18 protein-coding genes are annotated in these 18,857 nt (G+C 45.3%); 7 read left to right on the plus strand and 11 right to left on the minus strand.

Annotation, left to right across the window (positions count from 1 at the left end; genetic code table 11):
* Positions 1-14 precede the first annotated feature (14 nt).
* From ACTD55_RS09080 to argC, 9 genes are all read right to left on the minus strand, one after another.
* Complete coding sequence (locus tag ACTD55_RS09080; RefSeq protein ID WP_438864009.1) at positions 15-836, minus strand: substrate-binding periplasmic protein; 822 nt, start codon at positions 834-836, stop codon at positions 15-17.
* On the minus strand, positions 811-2,091 hold the full coding sequence (locus tag ACTD55_RS09085; protein ID WP_438864010.1) for a diguanylate cyclase: 1,281 nt from the start codon (positions 2,089-2,091) through the stop codon (positions 811-813). The genes ACTD55_RS09080 and ACTD55_RS09085 overlap by 26 nt, the downstream gene beginning before the upstream one ends.
* Before the next feature lie 153 nt (positions 2,092-2,244).
* Positions 2,245-2,502 (minus strand): hypothetical protein, encoded by a 258-nt coding sequence (locus ACTD55_RS09090; protein ID WP_438864011.1) that lies wholly within the window; start codon positions 2,500-2,502, stop codon positions 2,245-2,247.
* A 98-nt stretch (positions 2,503-2,600) separates the two neighbouring features.
* Entirely contained in the window at positions 2,601-3,914 is a 1,314-nt protein-coding gene (gene argA / locus ACTD55_RS09095) for an amino-acid N-acetyltransferase (protein WP_438864012.1), read from the minus strand.
* A gap of 29 nt (positions 3,915-3,943) precedes the next feature.
* A complete protein-coding gene (gene argH / locus ACTD55_RS09100; RefSeq protein ID WP_438864013.1) occupies positions 3,944-5,323 on the minus strand; it encodes an argininosuccinate lyase in 1,380 nt (459 codons plus the stop codon).
* Positions 5,323-6,543: an argininosuccinate synthase gene (locus tag ACTD55_RS09105; RefSeq protein WP_438864014.1), complete on the minus strand. Its 1,221-nt coding sequence runs from the start codon at positions 6,541-6,543 to the stop codon at positions 5,323-5,325. Before ACTD55_RS09105 ends, argH begins: the two co-directional genes overlap by 1 nt.
* Positions 6,544-6,555: 12 nt before the next feature.
* Positions 6,556-7,464 carry an ornithine carbamoyltransferase gene (locus tag ACTD55_RS09110; RefSeq protein WP_438864015.1) on the minus strand — a complete coding sequence of 303 codons (909 nt, stop codon included), beginning with the start codon at positions 7,462-7,464 and terminating at the stop codon, positions 6,556-6,558.
* A complete protein-coding gene (argB, locus tag ACTD55_RS09115) occupies positions 7,465-8,301 on the minus strand; it encodes an acetylglutamate kinase (protein WP_438864016.1) in 837 nt (278 codons plus the stop codon).
* The gene (argC, locus tag ACTD55_RS09120) at positions 8,298-9,317 is read right to left on the minus strand and encodes an N-acetyl-gamma-glutamyl-phosphate reductase (RefSeq protein ID WP_438864017.1); all 1,020 of its coding nucleotides are present in this window, start codon (positions 9,315-9,317) and stop codon (positions 8,298-8,300) included. Before argC ends, argB begins: the two co-directional genes overlap by 4 nt.
* A gap of 230 nt (positions 9,318-9,547) precedes the next feature.
* Between argC and argE the strand changes: the two genes are divergently transcribed.
* The 3 genes from argE to ACTD55_RS09135 all read left to right on the plus strand — a co-directional run bounded on the left by argE (position 9,548) and on the right by ACTD55_RS09135 (position 13,889).
* Positions 9,548-10,696, plus strand: a complete 1,149-nt coding sequence (gene argE / locus ACTD55_RS09125; protein WP_438864018.1) for an acetylornithine deacetylase — start codon at positions 9,548-9,550, stop codon at positions 10,694-10,696.
* Between the two features lie 158 nt (positions 10,697-10,854).
* Positions 10,855-12,714 carry a DUF885 domain-containing protein gene (locus ACTD55_RS09130; protein WP_438864019.1) on the plus strand — a complete coding sequence of 620 codons (1,860 nt, stop codon included), beginning with the start codon at positions 10,855-10,857 and terminating at the stop codon, positions 12,712-12,714.
* A 131-nt stretch (positions 12,715-12,845) separates the two neighbouring features.
* Positions 12,846-13,889 (plus strand): alpha/beta fold hydrolase, encoded by a 1,044-nt coding sequence (locus tag ACTD55_RS09135; protein ID WP_438864020.1) that lies wholly within the window; start codon positions 12,846-12,848, stop codon positions 13,887-13,889.
* 13 nt (positions 13,890-13,902) lie between these two features.
* Here the strand turns inward: ACTD55_RS09135 and ACTD55_RS09140 are convergent, their stop codons facing one another.
* The gene (locus ACTD55_RS09140; RefSeq protein WP_438864021.1) at positions 13,903-14,799 is read right to left on the minus strand and encodes a cation diffusion facilitator family transporter; all 897 of its coding nucleotides are present in this window, start codon (positions 14,797-14,799) and stop codon (positions 13,903-13,905) included.
* A 118-nt stretch (positions 14,800-14,917) separates the two neighbouring features.
* Between ACTD55_RS09140 and ACTD55_RS09145 the strand changes: the two genes are divergently transcribed.
* Positions 14,918-15,172 carry a DUF3081 family protein gene (locus tag ACTD55_RS09145; RefSeq protein WP_438864022.1) on the plus strand — a complete coding sequence of 85 codons (255 nt, stop codon included), beginning with the start codon at positions 14,918-14,920 and terminating at the stop codon, positions 15,170-15,172.
* 111 nt (positions 15,173-15,283) lie between these two features.
* Positions 15,284-15,748 carry a tRNA (uridine(34)/cytosine(34)/5-carboxymethylaminomethyluridine(34)-2'-O)-methyltransferase TrmL gene (gene trmL, locus ACTD55_RS09150; RefSeq protein ID WP_438864023.1) on the plus strand — a complete coding sequence of 155 codons (465 nt, stop codon included), beginning with the start codon at positions 15,284-15,286 and terminating at the stop codon, positions 15,746-15,748.
* A 55-nt stretch (positions 15,749-15,803) separates the two neighbouring features.
* On the opposite strand, the gene ACTD55_RS09155 is transcribed toward trmL, so the two are convergent.
* Positions 15,804-16,598 carry a Spy/CpxP family protein refolding chaperone gene (locus ACTD55_RS09155; RefSeq protein WP_438864024.1) on the minus strand — a complete coding sequence of 265 codons (795 nt, stop codon included), beginning with the start codon at positions 16,596-16,598 and terminating at the stop codon, positions 15,804-15,806.
* 156 nt (positions 16,599-16,754) lie between these two features.
* Between ACTD55_RS09155 and ACTD55_RS09160 the strand changes: the two genes are divergently transcribed.
* Positions 16,755-17,453 (plus strand): response regulator, encoded by a 699-nt coding sequence (locus ACTD55_RS09160; RefSeq protein ID WP_438864025.1) that lies wholly within the window; start codon positions 16,755-16,757, stop codon positions 17,451-17,453.
* 50 nt (positions 17,454-17,503) lie between these two features.
* A complete protein-coding gene (locus ACTD55_RS09165) occupies positions 17,504-18,853 on the plus strand; it encodes an ATP-binding protein (RefSeq protein ID WP_438864026.1) in 1,350 nt (449 codons plus the stop codon).
* Positions 18,854-18,857 lie beyond the last annotated feature (4 nt).

Consider the following 18,857-nt stretch of genomic DNA (forward strand, 5'->3'; position numbering starts at 1 on the left):
AACCGAGCATAGCGTTACTCTGCGAATGTTACCCGATACTTTTTGAGTAGCTGTTGTTGTTTGTTGCCCTTGATTGCCAGACGGCCCTCATCCCAGATTTTTATTAATTGCTGTCTTTTTTGAGGCGGAATTTGTGTGGAAAAAATGGGCATTTCAACCAAGTTTTTTTCCAAACCGGGATGCACGATTTGCAGCTCATCATGCAGGTTAAGCTTATTTAAGACGTATTGAAGCACAAGCACGTTATCCGCATATAAATCCACTCGACGCTGTTTAATCATGCGAAAGGCCCGTTCGATCACATCGTCAGAACCGGCAATCACTTCGATAAAATTCAGGTTGTCGGGATCATCGATATAATTTTGATAATCGGCACTCATGGAGCTGTAATCCCACCCCGGCCCGGTAGCGATACGCTTGCCCTGAATGGACTGGATCCCTTTATAGCGCCAAGGATCATCACGCCTGATAACAAAAGCGGTAGGGTAGGAAAAGGTGCTTTGGCTGGCATACACAAACCCCGTTTCTGCACTTTTTGAAAACAGGTATTCCGGCAACATATCGCAAGTACCGTCTGCTACCATGGCTAATCCTCTTGCCAGGGGCACTTCATAGTATTCCAGTGTGTAACCTTTTGCGCTGTATATTTGCTCTAGCATATCGATAACCACACCACGCTCGGATGCTGTTTCAGAAGGAAAGATGGTCATCGGAGGCCATTGGTCGTAACACACTTTTAAGGTTGCAGCCTGACCGATATTGGCTGTGCCTAGCCAAACCAGCAGCAGTAACAATAACCGCTCCATTGCCTTACCTTTCAACACGGTCACGTCCATGCTCTTTGGCGCCATATAATTTCAAATCGGCCCGTTTAAACAAGTCACTGATTGACTGATCGGTTGGCTCAGCACAAACCACCCCAAAACTTACCGTGTAAGTCACGGTTTTTCCATCTATCTGCAAGGTTGAATCGGTAATGGCTTTTCGCACTCTCTCGGCCAGCAAGAAAGCATCATCAACTCCCGTGTCGGAAAGAAACAGGGCAAATTCTTCGCCGCCTAATCGACCAAGCAGATCCGATTTTCGCAAAAATGACTGTGTGGTTTTAGTGAAATGGATCAGTACCTGATCACCAATAAAGTGGCCATAAGTGTCATTTATCCGCTTAAAGTGATCCAAATCCATCAATACAAACGAGGCCGAAGATTGTTGGCGTTGCGCCAGTTTCCGCATATGTTCTGCGGTTTCAAAAAAACTGCCTCGATTCAATGTTCCGGTTAATGAATCTCTGGTAGCCAGATTTTTGAGCTTGTCGTTCAAAACTTGTAATTCTGCGGTACGCTCAGTAACGGCATCTTCTAACCAGTTGCGCTTTTCCTGCTCGTCTTCCAATAACCGTTGCTTATCCTTCTCGATCGCACCGAGCATCTTGTTCATATGCTCCTGGAGCTGTTTGAGTTCATTGTTTTCAATGTCCGGTAAATGGATCCGTTGACTGGCATTGTGGTTCAGTTGTACCTCTTCCACTTGCGACATCAATGTTTTTAGCGGCTGAGCCAAATAGCGATCAAAGGCCCAGACAAACAGCCAAAACAACAACGACAACTTGATGATGGCCGTTAGTGCAATCAACAAAAAACCAAACAAAACACGATCAAAAATGACTTGCGACGATGAATATAGAACCAATGAACCTAACAGGACTTTTTTACCCATCAGTGTCCAGCTTAATTCGGATTTTACGCTAAAAACTGACAGAGGACGGTCAGTTGGGGCGTAAGATCGGTTAGTAACAATACTATTGCCATCCTGATCAAAAACATCGACGCCTTGGATAATAGGCATTTTAACCAGACCGTCTACCAGCACATCCAGCTGAGTCTGATTGTATTGCCACAAGCTAGCCGCAATAGGATCCCGCACTGTGGCCTGTAACTGATTTAACTCACTTGAAATGGAATGTTGGGTTTTTAAGTATTCGGTCAAAAACTGCGTGCCAGTGATAAGACAGGTTACGCCTAAATAAATAGAAAAAACCACGCGTAACATTTTTTGAGATAAATGGTTGGGACGCAAAAAATTTAACAACATTAAATACAATACTTCCCACACAACTGAACATTAAAGTTCATCTTAGATGACTCAAGCATTTAATGGAATAGATTTGACTATCAACTATTTAGCCACTGAGAAATCTTGGCTGTACGCGACAAACAATAATAACGGCTGTCGATAACCGGCTGGTTATGATGGGGTATCTTTATCTTTTAGATACTTCTTTTCTGTCGCCTGCCATACAAAATGTGCCCAAACCAAACCACCTAAAGGAAAAAGCAGCAAAGCAATCAAAGGGCGAACCCATATCTCGTCCTGGGGCTGGATAATTTGCATTATCAACGACCATAACACGGCCGTGGTAATTCCCCATCCAATGAATCCGTTAATCCAAATAAAACGCTTTTTACCTTTTGTTCTGGTGGCTTCCCATTTTTCAATATTCATTAGGGCGTGTTGACCTTATCCAATTGTGAGATTTATTAACGACCAGTATTTAATATCAGATGCCGTTTTTCAACCCGACAGGTTGAATTGCGGACACCTCAATCCAGGTTGAGCATCAATACCTTGGAGTTACGCTGGTAGTTGTATAAACGTTTTTTACCATCTGGCAGTTCATCGATAGTGGAAGGCAAAAAGCCGTATTCACGAAACCAGTGGCCGGTGACGGTGGTGAGTACAAAAATACGGTCAAGCCCCATATTCTGAGCTTTTTCGCAAATCGCATCCATCAATCGCTCGCCTCGGTTAGCACCACGATAATCCTGATGGGTAGCCACACAGGCGAGTTCGGCACATTTTTCGTCATAATAAGGATACAACGCAGCGCACGCGATGATAGTGCCATCCCGCTCAATCACGGTAAAACAGCCGATTTCATTTTCTAGCAATTCCCGCGAGCGTTTAACCAGAATGCCTTTTTCTTCCAACGGATTGATTAATTTAAGGATCCCGCCGACATCATCGATGGTCGCGCCACGTAATTGCTCGTAATAATTTTGCGAAATGAGCGAGCCTGCTCCATCGCGGGTAAACAGTTCTTGCAGTAACGCTCCGTCATCTTCATAACTGACACAATGACAACGGCGGATCCCCGCAGCAAGGCTGGCAGAAAAAGCACTTAGAATACCGGTTTGCTCATAATAATAAGGATTATCCAGCAAATCCTGTAATTGACGGCTCTCGATATTACGCATGAGTTTACCATCCTGATCCAGTACCCCTTCCTGCTGGGAAAACACGATCAGTTTATCGGCATTTAATGAAATGGCCGCCTGAGTCGCCACATCTTCATGAGACAGATTAAATACTTCTCCTGTCGGCGAATAACCCATAGGGCCAAGCAACACAATCGAGCCATCATTTAAATGATCGTTAATACCATGCACATCAATACGACGAACCAAACCGGTATGCTCAAAGTCGATACCATCACGCACACCAATTGGCATGGCCACCACCAAATTGCCGGAACAAACCCGAATTTGCGAACCATGCATGGGCGAATTTGCCAGTCCCATGGTCAACAGCGCTTCAATCTGTGACCGCACTGAGCCAGCAGCATCTTTAACGCATTCGATGGTCTGTTTATCGGTGAGGCGAACATTATCGTGAAAACGCAGCGGCATGTTACGCAATGCCACCCGCTGATCAATTTGTGGACGTGCACCATGGACTAATACCAGTCGAACTCCCAAGCTATTCAACAACGCAATATCGTTGATGATATTAGCAAAATTGGCATGCTCGACAGCTTCACCACCAAACATCAGGACAAACGTCTTGCCCCGATGTGAATTAATGTATGGTGCCGAATGACGAAATAATTTAACACTTTCGTGATGAGATCCGCCCACTAGCTACTTTCCTTTTCCACTTAATTAATTTAACGGGCCGCGATAGCCGCCAATTCTTGTTGCAAGGCGGCACTCACTGGTTCAACACCGGTTCCACCGAGAATATTGCGCTTGTCGACTAAATACTCCAGTTGAAGAATGGGATAAACATCATCTTCAATTAAATCAGAATATTGTTGCAGTTCCTTGACCGACAAGTCTTCAATGGGTTTACCAGCCGCTAACGCGGCTAATACCACCTGACCGGAAATATCATGAGCGGTTCTAAACGGTACACCTTTGCCCACCAGATAATCGGCTAATTCAGTGGCATTGGCATAACCTTCTTTGGCGGCCTGTGCACAGCGCTCGGCATCCAGTTCAATACTATCCACCACTTCGCTGGCAATCACTAAACAGATATGCCATTGGTTGACGGCATCAAAGGCGCCTTCCTTGTCTTCCTGCATATCTTTGTTATACGCCAGCGGTAGCCCTTTCATAGTAACCAGCAACCCTTGCAAGCTGCCGAATACCCGACCACATTTACCACGCATCAGCTCAAGGGCATCCGGATTTTTCTTTTGCGGCATTAACGAAGAGCCCGAGGTGACATGATCGCCCAGACGAATAAAACCGGATTCACCGGAATTAAAGAAAATCAAATCTTCCGCCATACGTGACATATGCATCATGCTGGTACTGGCAACAAACAGTAGCTCCAGCACGTAATCACGATCCGATACTGCATCAAGACTATTGACACACGGGCTGGCAAACCCCAACTGCTCGGCAATTTCCTGACGATCAATTGGATAAGTGGTGCCAGCCAAAGCACCGCTGCCAAGCGGACACTGGTTTAAACGCTGGGTAAGATCTTCAAGGCGGCTAATATCGCGTTTGAACATTTCCACGTAGGCTAAACACCAATGGGGAAAACGGACCGGCTGCGCCCGCTGCAAATGGGTATAACCGGGCAATATCACTGTTTCGTTGCGCTTGGCGGTATTGACCAACGAGGCGCGCAATTGCTGTAAATCATTCAGCAGTTGCTCGCAATGCTCACGCACCCACAGGCGAAAATCGGTGGCAACCTGATCGTTACGACTACGGCCGGTATGCAACTTACGCGCAATATCACCGAGCTTGTCTGTCAGTGCCGCTTCGACAAAACTGTGAATATCTTCTTCCGGTGAGTTGGCAAAATCCAGTTCACCGGCTTCGGCTTTGGCCAACAATTCATTTAGAGCTTGTTCAAGCTGTTGCTGTTCATCACTGGTGAGCACTCCGGCTTTAGCAATAGCCCGTGACCAGACAATCGAGCCGCGAATATCCTGGCTGGCCATCACCTGATCAAACGGCAGTGAATCATTAACCTGTTTGAACATGTCGCTGCTGCCGGACTGAAAACGTCCTCCCCACAACGCCATTAGACTTTACCGTTCTGGTTTTTCAGCGCTTGAATACGGCTCGACAAGCTGAATAAACGAATGAAACCTTCGGCATGTTTCTGGTCATAGACTTCATCTTTGCTAAAGGTAGCAAAATCTTCAGAATACAAGCTGTTCGGTGAGCGACGTTGCACTACCGTGGCTTGACCTTTATACAATTTAACCACGATGTCACCAGTTAGCTTGGCAGCAAATTCTGCCGCGCTGGCTAACATGGCATTACATAATGGCGTAAACCAGCGGCCGTCATATACCAAGTGAGAAAACTCAATGGCTTGCTGTTCACGGTATTGCATGGAACGCTTATCCAGCACTAATAATTCCAGTGCTTTATAAGCGGCCATTAATACGGTGCCGCCTGGAGTTTCATAACAACCACGGGATTTCATTCCCACTAAACGGTTTTCAACAATGTCGATACGACCGACACCATGCGGTGCGGCTAAGCTGTTTAGTTTCACCAGTGCCTGATAAGGGCTAAGTTTTTCATCATTGATAGCGACTAATTTACCGGCTTCAAAGCTGAGCATAATGCGCTCTGGGGTATTGGGTGCATCTTCCGGATCGGTGGTTAAGGTCCACACGCCTTTAGATGGCTCACACCACGGATCTTCCAGCTCGCCACCTTCGTGAGAAATATGCCAGGCGTTAGCATCACGGCTGTATATTTTGGTGGCTGACGCAGACGTTTTAATCTTGCGTTCGGCCAGATAATCCAATAAATCTTCACGGGAATGCATATCCCACTCACGCCATGGAGCAATCACGGTTAAATCAGGCGCCAGTGACGCAAATGCCCCTTCAAAACGCACCTGATCGTTACCTTTACCAGTACAACCATGACACAGTGCGTCGGCACCCACTTTACGGGCGATTTCCACTTGTGCTTTGGCGATAACCGGACGTGCCATTGACGTGCCCAGCAAATATTGGCCTTCATACACCGCACCGGTAGTAATAGTGGGGTAAATATAATCGCGGACGAATTCTTCTTTAAGATCAACGATGTAACATTCGCTGGCACCGGTCGCCAGGGCTTTTTCGCGCAGGCCTTCCAGCTCTTCGTCGCCTTGGCCCACATCGGCAGCAAACGCCACTACTTCACAGTCATAATTCTCTTTCAACCACGGGATAATGGCCGAGGTATCCAAACCGCCTGAATAGGCTAAAACAACTTTTTTGATTGATTGTGCAGTCACGAAATTTCTCTCTTATTTAAACAAACTAATTAATATGGCGTTTTGTGCATGCATTCTGTTTTCAGCTTGCTGCAATAATAATGAATAGCCGCTATCCATCAACTCACTGGTAATCTCTTGTCCGCGATGCGCGGGCTGGCAATGCAGCACATATTTAGCACCGGATTGATTGAACTGCGACATATTTAACTGATAAGGCATAAAGGCCTGTTCAATTTCTTCCAGCTTAGTGTTATCACCCATGGAAATCCATGTGTCAGTGTAAAGTACATCAACGCCGTTCAAGTCTTCAATCTGGCTACTGACGGATATTTTGCCACCATGCTTAGCGGCAAGTTCTTGGGCTTTGGCTACCATGGCTGGATCGGGGAAATACCCTTCAGGGCAAACCGCTCTTACTTCACAGCCTAAAATAGCTCCGACGATCATGAGTGAGTGAGTGACGTTATTGCCATCACCTACATAAGCGATCTTCAAACCTTTAACATCACCAAAGGCTTCGCTCAGGGTAAGGTAATCCGCCAAACCCTGGCAGGGGTGGTACAAATCACACAAGGCATTAATTACCGGAATATCGGCACCGGCACCCAGCTCATGCAAGGTTTGATGTTTAAATACTCGAGCCACAATACCATCGGCCCAACAAGCCAGATTGCCGCCGATATCTTTGAGGGTTTCACGACCGGACAACTGACCATCCTGACAATCCAGATAGACAAAATGACCACCCAGTTTATTGATCCCAATATCAAAACTGACGCGAGTACGTAAAGATGGCTTTTCAAATAATCCCACAATGGATTTACCGGCTAATACCTGACTATATTTGGCCGGATTAGCCTTAAAATCTTTGGCTAGATTGAGTAATTGGTTGATCTGTTCTGCGCTGTGTTCGGCGAACGTTAATAAACCTTGCTGCATTTAACTCTCCTTCACTGATTCAGCGCTGACACTGACGTTAATTTGATTATTCGCATCGGGGTAGATTGTGGTTCCCACCGCCTCGATTTGACTGAGTTCAGCCAGTTTTTCCGGTGACTTCCAGCCCGCGATAATGACCGGTTTGCCAATTAAATTAGCGGTTGCTAATGCGGCGTTCACCTTAACAGCCATGCCATCAAGGATCACTTGTTGTTCAATCAACTGTTGAATTTTTTCGCCATTTAAACTGGGGATCAACTCACGCTTAGCATCCAAAACTCCCGGCACATCGGAGAGCAATAACAGTTCCGCGCCGATACTCTGGGCCACGGCAACAGCAGCTTGATCGGCATTGACGTTCAGCAATTGACCACTTGCATCACAACCAATAGAACTGATAATTGGCACATAATGCTTGCTCAATAACAGCGTTAGCAACTCACCATTGCCCCCCAGTGCACTGCCAACGCAACCAAATTTGGCATCGAGCGCCTGACTGATGGCAATATCACCATCCGCGAGACTTACGCCTACAGCGTTAATTTGATGAGTTTTGGCCTGTGCAACTAACTGTTTATTGGCTGCACCGGACAGCGCACCTACCACAAACGCAATTTGATCTTGAGGAGTAACTCTTAATCCATCAATTTTTATTGATTGCTTGCCCAAGGCGGTTAACCACTGTTCCACCAGTGAGCCGCCACCGTGTACCAACAAAATCGGCCGAACTTGCTGCAATTGCGCAATAACAGCAAATAACTTGATGAGATGCTCTTGGCTATCCAACAAGGCTCCGCCGACTTTAATCACCAATGGTGACAAGCCTTGGCGACTCATAACGGCAACCCGCTGTTTTTGTCCAGACCAAAACTCAGGTTGGCACATTGCAATGCTTGTGAAGCCGCTCCTTTAAGCAAGTTATCAATAGCACTACAAATCACCAGATAACCGCTGGCAGAATCATATTTCCACCCCAAGTCACAGCGTCCGGTATTGACGACATCTTCAACTTTAGGGAAGGTCTTGCGTAATTGAATTTGCGGATTATTGGCATAAGCCTGATTAAAGGCGTCATCGATCTGCTGTTGTGTCACACCGGCATTTAATTTAACCGTGATGGTCGCCAAAATTCCCCGTTTAAAATTACCTAAGTGCGGCGTGAAGATCACAGGAGTGCCCAACCAGCTTTCAATTTCAGGTTGATGACGATGACTCAACACACCATAAGCCTGTAAACTGACTTCACAGAAACTACTGTTCAACGCGGCCTTCCGTCCGGCACCACTGACGCCAGACACCGCATTAATCACCGGACGCACCTGGCTATCCAGCAATTGATTCTCGAATAAGGGTTTGAGTGCCAATAAAGACGCCGTGGGATAACAGCCTGGCACCGCTACCACCTTGGCGCCAGCCAATGCATCGGCATGCCAGTCCACCAAACCATAAACAGCCTGCTCAAGTAATTGCTGATGTTGATGGGTGAATCCATAATGACTGGCAAAAATGTCACGATCTTTAATTCTGAATGCGCCGGACAAGTCCATTACCCGCGCTTTGCCCGAGGTTAATAATGGCATAATGTCATGGCTGAATTCATGGGGAGTCGCCAGGAAAATAACATCCATTTCCTCTGCCATCGTTTTTAATTTCGCTTGTGTACCAGCTTGCAAAACCCAATCCGCCATAACTGGGCGCTGCGGGTACAGCTCACCCATTGTTTTACCTGCATCGGCGCTATTTTCAGATACAAATAAAGCTTCCAGCGAATACTCGGGATGCGCTAGCAATAAACTAATCAGCTCAACACCAGCGTAACCACTGGCACCAAAAATACAGGATTTTATTTTCATATCAGACTTAATAAGGTTTTGTTAAATTATAGAAAAATTAAAAAAGACAGCGTGACTAACTATTCCTTTAGCTAGGATCGTCGCTGAAATAGGGAGATCGCCTGTATCCGTATGTTGGCATTAATCGGTTTCATTTAATATTAAGATTGCGTTAAATCAAGATTACGTTAAGAATGCCACTACAAACATATTTATTCAACTTTTTTGCATAATTATTTGGTGTTTATACAATGAATTTTTTACAGCATTACCAAAATATCATCGCAATGCCGACAATTAGCGCCTTTGATGAAGGGTTAGACCAGTCGAATCATGTGCTGATTCAGTATCTGGCCGAGCATTTTGCTAATTTAGGATTCGAAATATCTATTCAACCTGTGCCTGAGACACGGAATAAATTTAATTTAGTTGCCAAAATCGGCTCGGGAACCGGTGGTTTGCTGCTTGCCGGTCATTCCGATACCGTGCCGTTTGATGAAGGGAAATGGAATTCAGATCCGTTTACCTTGCTCGAACAGGACAACCGTTTGTTCGGTTTGGGTACCTGTGACATGAAGGGTTTTTTCGCTTTTATATTAGAGGCTCTCAGAGATATTCCACTGAATAAACTGCAAAAACCGTTATATATTTTAGCCAGTGCGGATGAAGAAACGTCCATGGCAGGGGCGCGCTTTTTTGCCAGTCAGCAATGGTGTAAACCCGATGTGGCAATCATCGGCGAACCAACTGAACTCAAGCCCATATATAAACATAAAGGCCACATGGCCCATAGCCTTAATATAAAAGGTCAGGCCGGTCATTCCAGCGCGCCAGCCAAAGGGGTTAATGCCATCGAGATTACCTACCAGGCAATAGGCGAATTATTGAAGCTCAAACAACAGTTAGCGGCTCGATTGGATAGCAGTTTTGACGTACCTGAAGCGACCATGAATTTGGGTCATATTCATGGCGGAGATGGCGAGAATCGCATCTGCGGGCATTGCCAACTTAATTTTGATATTCGTTTATTACCCGGTATGTCCGATGAACAAGTCATCAATCAACTGGATGAATTGTTAGCGCCGTTGCAGCAACAGTGGCCAGGGCGGATCACTCGCGAATTGATGTACGCCACCGTGCCGTCTTTTTCCTGCCGTCAGGAAGCCGACATTATCCAACTCGCCGAGAAACTAACCGGATTCAAGGCACAAAGTGCCAACTATTGTACCGAAGCTCCGTTTATTAGTTCATTGGGCTGTGACACGCTGGTATTAGGGCCGGGCAGCATTAATCAAGCACATCAACCAGATGAATTTTTAGCGCTGGACTACATTGATCCGACTGTCACGTTATTGCGTAAAATGATTGGACAGGTTTGTTTGCCACCATCAAACGCTTAATCGCAGCAAACAAAATGACAACGACGCTACTTGCAAGCTAAGCCGCTTTAAGGCTTAGCAATCAAATAGTTATGCGATTTATTGATTTTAGGTATATATTTTCCATTGGAACACATTTGCATTATTCACTCACTCAGGCATCAATAAGGAAAAATAATATGCGCCATGCTCTGATATTATGCGCCTTAGTTGGATTGCTGGCAGCCTGCCAGCCTAACGATTCAACGTCGCAGTCCACCACCAAAACACCGGAAGCGGCAAAAGCCAAGCTCACCGAAACTCAAAGACTCAATCGCTGGTTTGCCAAAAAATACGAAGAAAAATTGCAAATGAGTCCGATTGAAATGACCTTTCTGGGCCGCAAAGACAAATATGACCAAATCGATGATATGTCACTGGCCGCCGAGCAAAAAATGCTAGCCTGGCAAGGTGAAACCGTCAAAGAAATGAAGGCTAACTTTGACTATGACAAATTGGATTTGGAAGCGAAAACCTCCTACGACATTTGGGTTTATCAGTACGAACTAGAGCTTGCCGGTCAGCAATTTGTGCATAACCGCTATATTTTTACTCAGATGCAGGGCATACAATCGTTTATGGCCCAATTCCTAATCAGCTTTCATAAAGTAGACGATGAAAGCGATATGCTAGCCTATAACAAACGTATTGGAGGGGTATCCACCGCCATCCATGATTTACTGACTCAAGCTCAAGTGAATACCGACCATTCAGTGCGTCCTCCTCGCTATGCGTATGAAGCCGTAATCAAAGAAGCCACTGCGCAAATTACCGGCAATCCGTTTACTCAAAGTGATGACGATTCACCACTATGGGCGGATGCCAAAGCCAAGATTCTGGCTTTAATGGCCGATAAAAATGTTAGCGAAGAACGCGCGAATGAAATACTGCAAGAAACCAAGCAGGCATTACTGACTGAATTTCAACCCGCCTATCAGGAATTGATCGACTGGTTCTCTAAAGATATGCCCAACAGTGATGAACAAGCTAAAGGGGCAGCAAGCTTGCCTGATGGGATGGCTTACTATAACTATCAATTGCAAAAAAGTACCACGACCCATTTAACTGCCGATGAAATCCATCAATTAGGTTTAAATGAAGTCGAACGTCTTACCGCAGAAATGGAAGCAATAAAAAACAAAGTCGGTTTTGATGGAGATCTTCATGCATTCTTCGAATTTATTCGTACCGACGATCAATTTTTCTATCCGGATACTGACGAAGGACGTCAAGCCTATCTGGATGATGCCCAAGCCTATCTGGATTTTATTAAACAAAAACTACCGGAATACTTTGGCACCTTACCTAAAGCCGATTTAATCGTAAAACGGGTGGAGGCCTTCCGCGAACAACCCGGTGCAGCACAGCATTATTTCCCCGGTACTCCGGACGGATCGCGCCCCGGCATTTACTATGCTCATTTATCCGATATGCGTGCCATGCCCAAAAACGAAATGGAAGCAGTGGCTTATCATGAAGGTCTGCCCGGGCATCATATGCAAATTTCTATTGCTCAGGAACTCACCTCGGTACCTGAATTCAGAACTCAAGCCGGATTTACCGCTTATATAGAAGGCTGGGCGCTATACGCAGAATTACTCGCCAAAGAAATGGGCGCTTACCAGAACGATTATTCGGATTTTGGCCGACTCATCACTGAAATGTGGCGCGCCGTGCGTTTGGTAGTTGATACCGGTATTCATGCCAAGGGCTGGAGTGAAGAACAAGCGATTGCCTACTTTAAGGAAAAAACGCCCATTGCCGCCGAAGCGATAAAATCTGAAGTTCGCCGTTATACGGTGTTGCCGGGACAGGCGACATCTTACAAAATCGGTATGCTTAAGATACTCGAATTGCGCCATATGGCCGAACAGCAGCTCGGTGAAAAATTTGATATCCGAGCCTTCCACGATACTGTACTAGATGGTGGTGCACTGCCTCTGGAGATTTTACAACGACGTATCGAAAACTGGATCGAAGAAGTTAAAACCGCGGCTTAACTACCAACCCGTGGTCCGGAGTATTTCCGGGTCACGGGTTTCAATCGCATAATTTTAATTTCTGATTGAATCTCTGCCTACATTACATGCCATAATAACCCCCTATGCGTATTTCACGATCAAACAGATTAATGACGAAAAGCTTTCTGCGATGGCACTGGTTCATTATCCTGTTTATTCACCAAGCGGTAGCCGATACTATGCCTGAAGCGTTTCCTTTATCTGTTGAAGCACATCTAGAACAGCAATACCCCGAACAAATTGTCCCTTTTTGGCAGCAACATATCATCACCGGTAATTTCACTGGCGTAAATAATATAACCATTGAATATGCCTATGTGATTAACCCTGATGCAATCGGCAGCATTGTGATTTCCTCTGGCCGGATTGAGACCTTGTTAAAATACAAAGAAGTCATTTATGACCTGTATCACAATGGTTATTCGGTTTTTATCAACGATCACCGTGGCCAGGGATTATCAGGCCGCATGATTGAAGATCCGCAGCGAGGCTATGTCGATGACTTTAATGATTACGTCGATGATTTAAAACAGTTTTACACTCAGGTGGTGCAACCTCATTCCAAGCATAAACCCAAATTGCTGTGTCATTCTATGGGTGGTGCGATTGGGGCGTTATATGTGTTGCGTTATCCCGATGATTTTTCTGCCGTGGCGTTTTCTTCGCCCATGTTTGGAATAAAGTCACCATTGCCCGATTGGCTTGGTACGCCGTTAATTAGCTCCGGCCTTGCGCTCAACGGGCTATTTTCAGATAAGAGCTGGTATTTTATCGGGCAGACGGATTACCTTTCGGTTCCCTTTGCTGTCAATACCCTGAGTCATAGCAAACTGCGTTATAAAATATTTAGACAAGAATATGAAAACACCCCGCAAACCAAGTTAGGGGGAGTGACCTTTAAATGGCTGGATAGCGCTCTTTCAGCAATAGATTCAATTCACTTACGTGCCGCGCAAATTGCTCTGCCTACATTAGTATTGCAGGCCGGTAATGATATTATTGTGGACAATAAGGCTCAGAATGAAGTGTGTGACAACATCCCCCATTGCGCCAAAATGGTAATCGAAGGAGCCAATCACGAATTACTGATGGAAAAAGACCAATACCGTATTCCTGTCATGAACCATATTCTGACATTTTTCCAAGGTCATTAGAGGTGGCCGTCAACTAATCTTTTTTCACCACTGAAATTGGATCCTGGTGGATCAGTACATCCGCTTCTGGGATGGCAGCCATAATGTCTGCCTCGACTTTATCCGAAATCCGATGGGCATCAAATAAACTCATATCGTCATTTAGCTCTAAATGAAACTGCACAAACTTGGTCATACCCGATTGGCGAGTGCGAATATCATGCACACCATAAACCAGGGGTTGCTGCTTAACTATTTGCTCAATTTGCTGGGTAAACTCGGCAGGTAACTCTTTATCCATCAACGCCGCAGCCGATTCCATTGCAATTTCTCGTGCCCCCCAAATAAGATAGATGGCAATACCAATGGCAAACCAGCCATCCACACTGGAAAATCCTTTAGTCGTTAGCCAAATGGCTAAAAGGACGGCCATATTCATTAGTAAATCCGACTGGTAATGCATCGAGTCGGCTTTTAACGCCACCGATTGAGTTTTACGGATCGCAATACGCTGCACCAGAACCAGCAACAAAGTAATTACCACACTGAAAATAGTGGCATAGATTGCCAGTTCAGGGCGACTAACCGGATGGGGATTCTTGAGTCGATCAATACTATGAAATATCAGCAACAACGCCGAGCCAATAATAAAAGCGGCTTGCGCCAATCCGGCTAATGACTCAGCTTTACCGTGGCCAAAACGATGATCATCATCAGCAGGCATCAAGGCGTAACGCACCACAAAGAAATTGATCACTGAGGCCATCACATCAAATATCGAATCGGTTAACGACGCCAGCATCGTGGCTGAATCGGTTTGATACCAGGCGATAACCTTGACCACAATCATGCTCGCCGCTGCGACCAGCGCCAACGTGGTCGCTAATTTAACCCAAAAACCATAATGTTCGGTATGTTGATGTGACTGCATAACTGGTTGAATATTCTATCTTTAACAAACTCTGATAGGGCTAGTATAACCTGATGTAATGGCAGAAACACCGCCAGATGCGGTAAGATAATCACTTAACCTCAATACGGAGCTTATCTTGGAAAATGAACTGAATACAAAGCAAGCACTGAGCGTGTTTAATCAGGTATGTGAAAAAGGTGAGAAACGCGAGACCCATTATTACTATCAGGACATGGAAGCCTGGCATGATTTTGATGGTTACACCTGCTTTTTAAAATTTAATCAGGTCACACTGACCCTGTATTTTCATGGCAAATATAATTTGGATTATAGCGATAATGGTCAACTTGAAAGTTTTCTGCGCAAATTGGCTAATATGAGTAAAAAGTAGCGTAGTCCGCACCGGATGAGATAAATTTACCCTATTGCGCTTTTCCTATGCTGGCGCCTATTTTTGCTGACTTACCGTGTTATTAACGGCTAACAACATAATGAGAATTCAATGCTGGATATTGTTTTATATCAACCTGAAATTCCCCCTAATACTGGCAATATTATTCGTCTGTGCGCAAACACTGGCTTTGCATTACATTTAATCGAACCCTTGGGTTTTGATTGGGAAGACAAAAAAGTACGTCGTGCCGGACTGGATTATCATGAATTTGCCAATGTGAAGCGTTATCCCGATCTGGAGAGTTACCTGGCACAGCGACAACCCAAAAGACTATTTGCCTGTACCACCAAAGGCACGGCCAATTTTGCAGATGCTCAATATCAGGCAGGTGACGCATTATTATTTGGCCCTGAAACCCGCGGTCTTCCAATGGATATTATCGATTCCCTCCCCATGGAGCAGCGATTACGCATTCCTATGTTGCCTAATAGTCGTAGTATGAATTTATCTAACGCCGTTTCAGTATTTGTCTATGAAGCCTGGCGCCAACTGGATTTTTCCGGCGCCGTATAGTCATCAGGGTAACGGATCGTTGTTGACCGTTACCCTAACCTGTCTGCCGAAATTGTTATGAAAACAATCGGTGATGCGGTTGTTGATAACCATTTTGTTGACGGTGTTCCATTCGCTGTTGCAGTTTTTGCTGTTGTTGCGGAGTCAGAACTTGCCAAATATTGTGTTTGTTTTCTGCCCGTGCAACCGCAAAGGCTACCATTTTAGGCACACTCTGCTGTTGCAGACGTTGCCATTCCTGTTCATTTAACTGTTCACTGGTGATCAAGGCACGCTGCTGCTGTTTGATGACCTGCATTTCACTATGGAATGTTTCACTTATTGCTTGCATATCACCGCGCAGCAATTTGATCTGCTGCTTTTGGGCATCGCTTAATTCTAGCCGGCCTAAACGTGGTTCATCCCGATGATGAAGTTCAACGAAAAAATCTCTCTCCTCGGCTAAGTCTGCCCATTTTTGCTTCTGTTGTTCAGTTAATTGACTCCAGATCGAGTGCAGCATCTGGGCTTTTTGCCATTGCTTTTGCGTCTTTTGCTGCATATCACTATTGAATAGCTCCGTTATTGCGGTTTGATCAAAACGGTCTGATTGAATCAATGATTTAAGTTGTTCACCCACGCGGTAACGATCTTGCCAATACTCATGGCCGCTTTCTCGTCCTTGCTTAACGAGTTCATGAATAGCCTGTCGTTGCTCCGTTGTAAGTGCTAACTGGCTAAGTACTCCTCGCAATCCGGCAGGTTTACCACCATCAGGATGAGCCAAAACAGGTTGTGAAAATAATGCCGCCACTAACAATAATGACGTAATGGGTTTAATAAATTTAGGTAGAACTTTAATCTGTTGCATATTAATTCCTCTTTCGAATAGTCGAATACAGCTTAGGCGTTACAATGCAAAGTTACGCAAAGCAACTGTAAAGCTTGTGTAAAGGTGAGGCGAAATCCTTTTGCATATTATGCTTAGCCAGTAGCATTAGGGTTATCTAAGTTAGGAGTCACATTGATGCAGCCCAAATCCATTCTATTGATCGATGATGATCTGGAACTGACTGACCTGTTAACCGAATACCTGTCACCACAAGAGTACAGCATTGCAGTGGCACATGATGGGCAAAGCGGTTTGGCCATGGCAACGTCTTCTAATCATTTTGACCTGATCCTATTGGACGTAATGTTACCGGTGATGGACGGCTTTGAGGTGTTAAAAAAACTGCGTCAAACCCATTTAACTCCGGTACTGATGTTAACCGCCAAAGGAGATGACTTTGATCGTATTTTCGGTCTGGAATTGGGCGCAGATGATTACCTGCCCAAACCATTTAATCCCCGTGAGCTTTCAGCTCGAATCAAGGCAATTGTGCGTCGCATAGACAATCTGGCCAATCATACCCAAATGTTATCGATCAATAGTGTTGAACTGTCATTAAATCCAACTAATCAAAGTTTGCAATGCAACGGCCAACCTGTCGAATTGACCGGCACTGAATTCGGGGTGTTACAGATTTTAATGAGTCATGCCGGTACATTAGTGAGTAAACAACAACTTAACGAACAAGTTTTAGGACGCAAACTGGCCGCCTTCGATCGCAGTATCGACATGCATGTCAGTAACCTACGCAAAAAACTCGCTCAATATAGCGATAAAGAAAAAATCAAAACCGTACGTGGATCCGGATACATCTTTATCGAGTCGCTACTATGATATCGCTCACCAAATTCAATCCGTTAAACAGTCTATTTGGACGAATTTTTTTGTGGTTCTGGTTAGCGATGTTGCTGATTATTTTCAGTACCGCGTGGATTGCCAGACAGATCGCCATGGAAAGAACGTTGCAGCCCATGCAAAGTCAGGATCAGCAAATCCTGACTAACTCGGTAAAACGGTTAAATCAGTATATTGAAAAGCGCGACAAGCGAGATCTGGAAAAACAGGAAATATCCCAGTTACTTGGTCGTTTGGGATCTCGCAGCCATTCAAACTGGTTATTACTCAATCCACAAAATAACCAATTTATTTATGGCTTTGCACCACAACACTTACCGATGCAGGACGTATTTTTAGATCTGATCGACCAGCCTTCTGCGTTTTCAATCATGCTGCCTGGATGGAGGTTTATCGGACCGGCTACAATTACCATCGATCAACAACACTATCGGCTGTTCGTGGGTAAACGCTTGCCCCCGACCTTTTTTCGCGATATGAAGCATCAGCCTCCCATTTTATTGATCGGCATTGCTATCTTAATCAGTGGCTTATTGTGCTTATTGCTCACTTGGTCTCTGGTAAAACCGTTACGCCGCCTCAAATCAGCCGCGATTAAAATGGCGGCGGGTGATTTAACTACCCGCTCGGGTGAAACCCGTTATCGACACGATGAAATTGGCCAGCTTGGACGAGAGTTTGATCAAATGGCGACTCAACTTGAGCAACTGGTCACCGGCCAAAAACGCATGTTAGCTGATATATCCCATGAACTTCGCTCACCACTAGCCCGGTTACAGGTTGCTATTGGTATTGCCCAGCAAAACGCTGAACAGGAAATTCCGCAGTTGCAACGAATCGAAACCGAGGCGCAACGGATTGATGCCATGTTGGCGCAAATTTTAGCCCTGTCACGATTGGATGCTCAGCAAAACAAGATTGTTTTTCAGCCTGTTCAGTTAGATACCCTACTAGAACCGCTAATCGATGATGCCATTTTCGAAGCTAACGCGTTAAATAAAACCATCCAGACAACGCTGCTTAGTGATATTACTGTTTATGCGAACCAAGCATTACTCGCCAGCGCGATCGAAAACCTGCTACGCAATGGGATTAAATACGCGACTAATCGAGTACACATAGCCTTGCATAAAACCGCCAACAACCAGATTGAATTAACCATTATGGACGATGGACCGGGGGTTCCGGAGGCTGAGCTGGAGAAAATTTTCACTCCGTTTTATCGGACCGCAGAATCCCGCAGTCGCGACTCCGGTGGTGTAGGGCTTGGGTTAGCCATTGCCGCCAAAGCAATAGAAGGTATGGGAGGAAAACTTTTTGCGGTCAATCAGCCTGAAGGTGGACTGCAAGTTGTTATACAGTTAAAGGCGGACAAATAGCCTT

Origin of the sequence: Neptunicella sp. (genome assembly GCF_048268085.1) — a bacterium.
Taxonomy (GTDB): Bacteria; Pseudomonadota; Gammaproteobacteria; order Enterobacterales; family Alteromonadaceae; genus Neptunicella.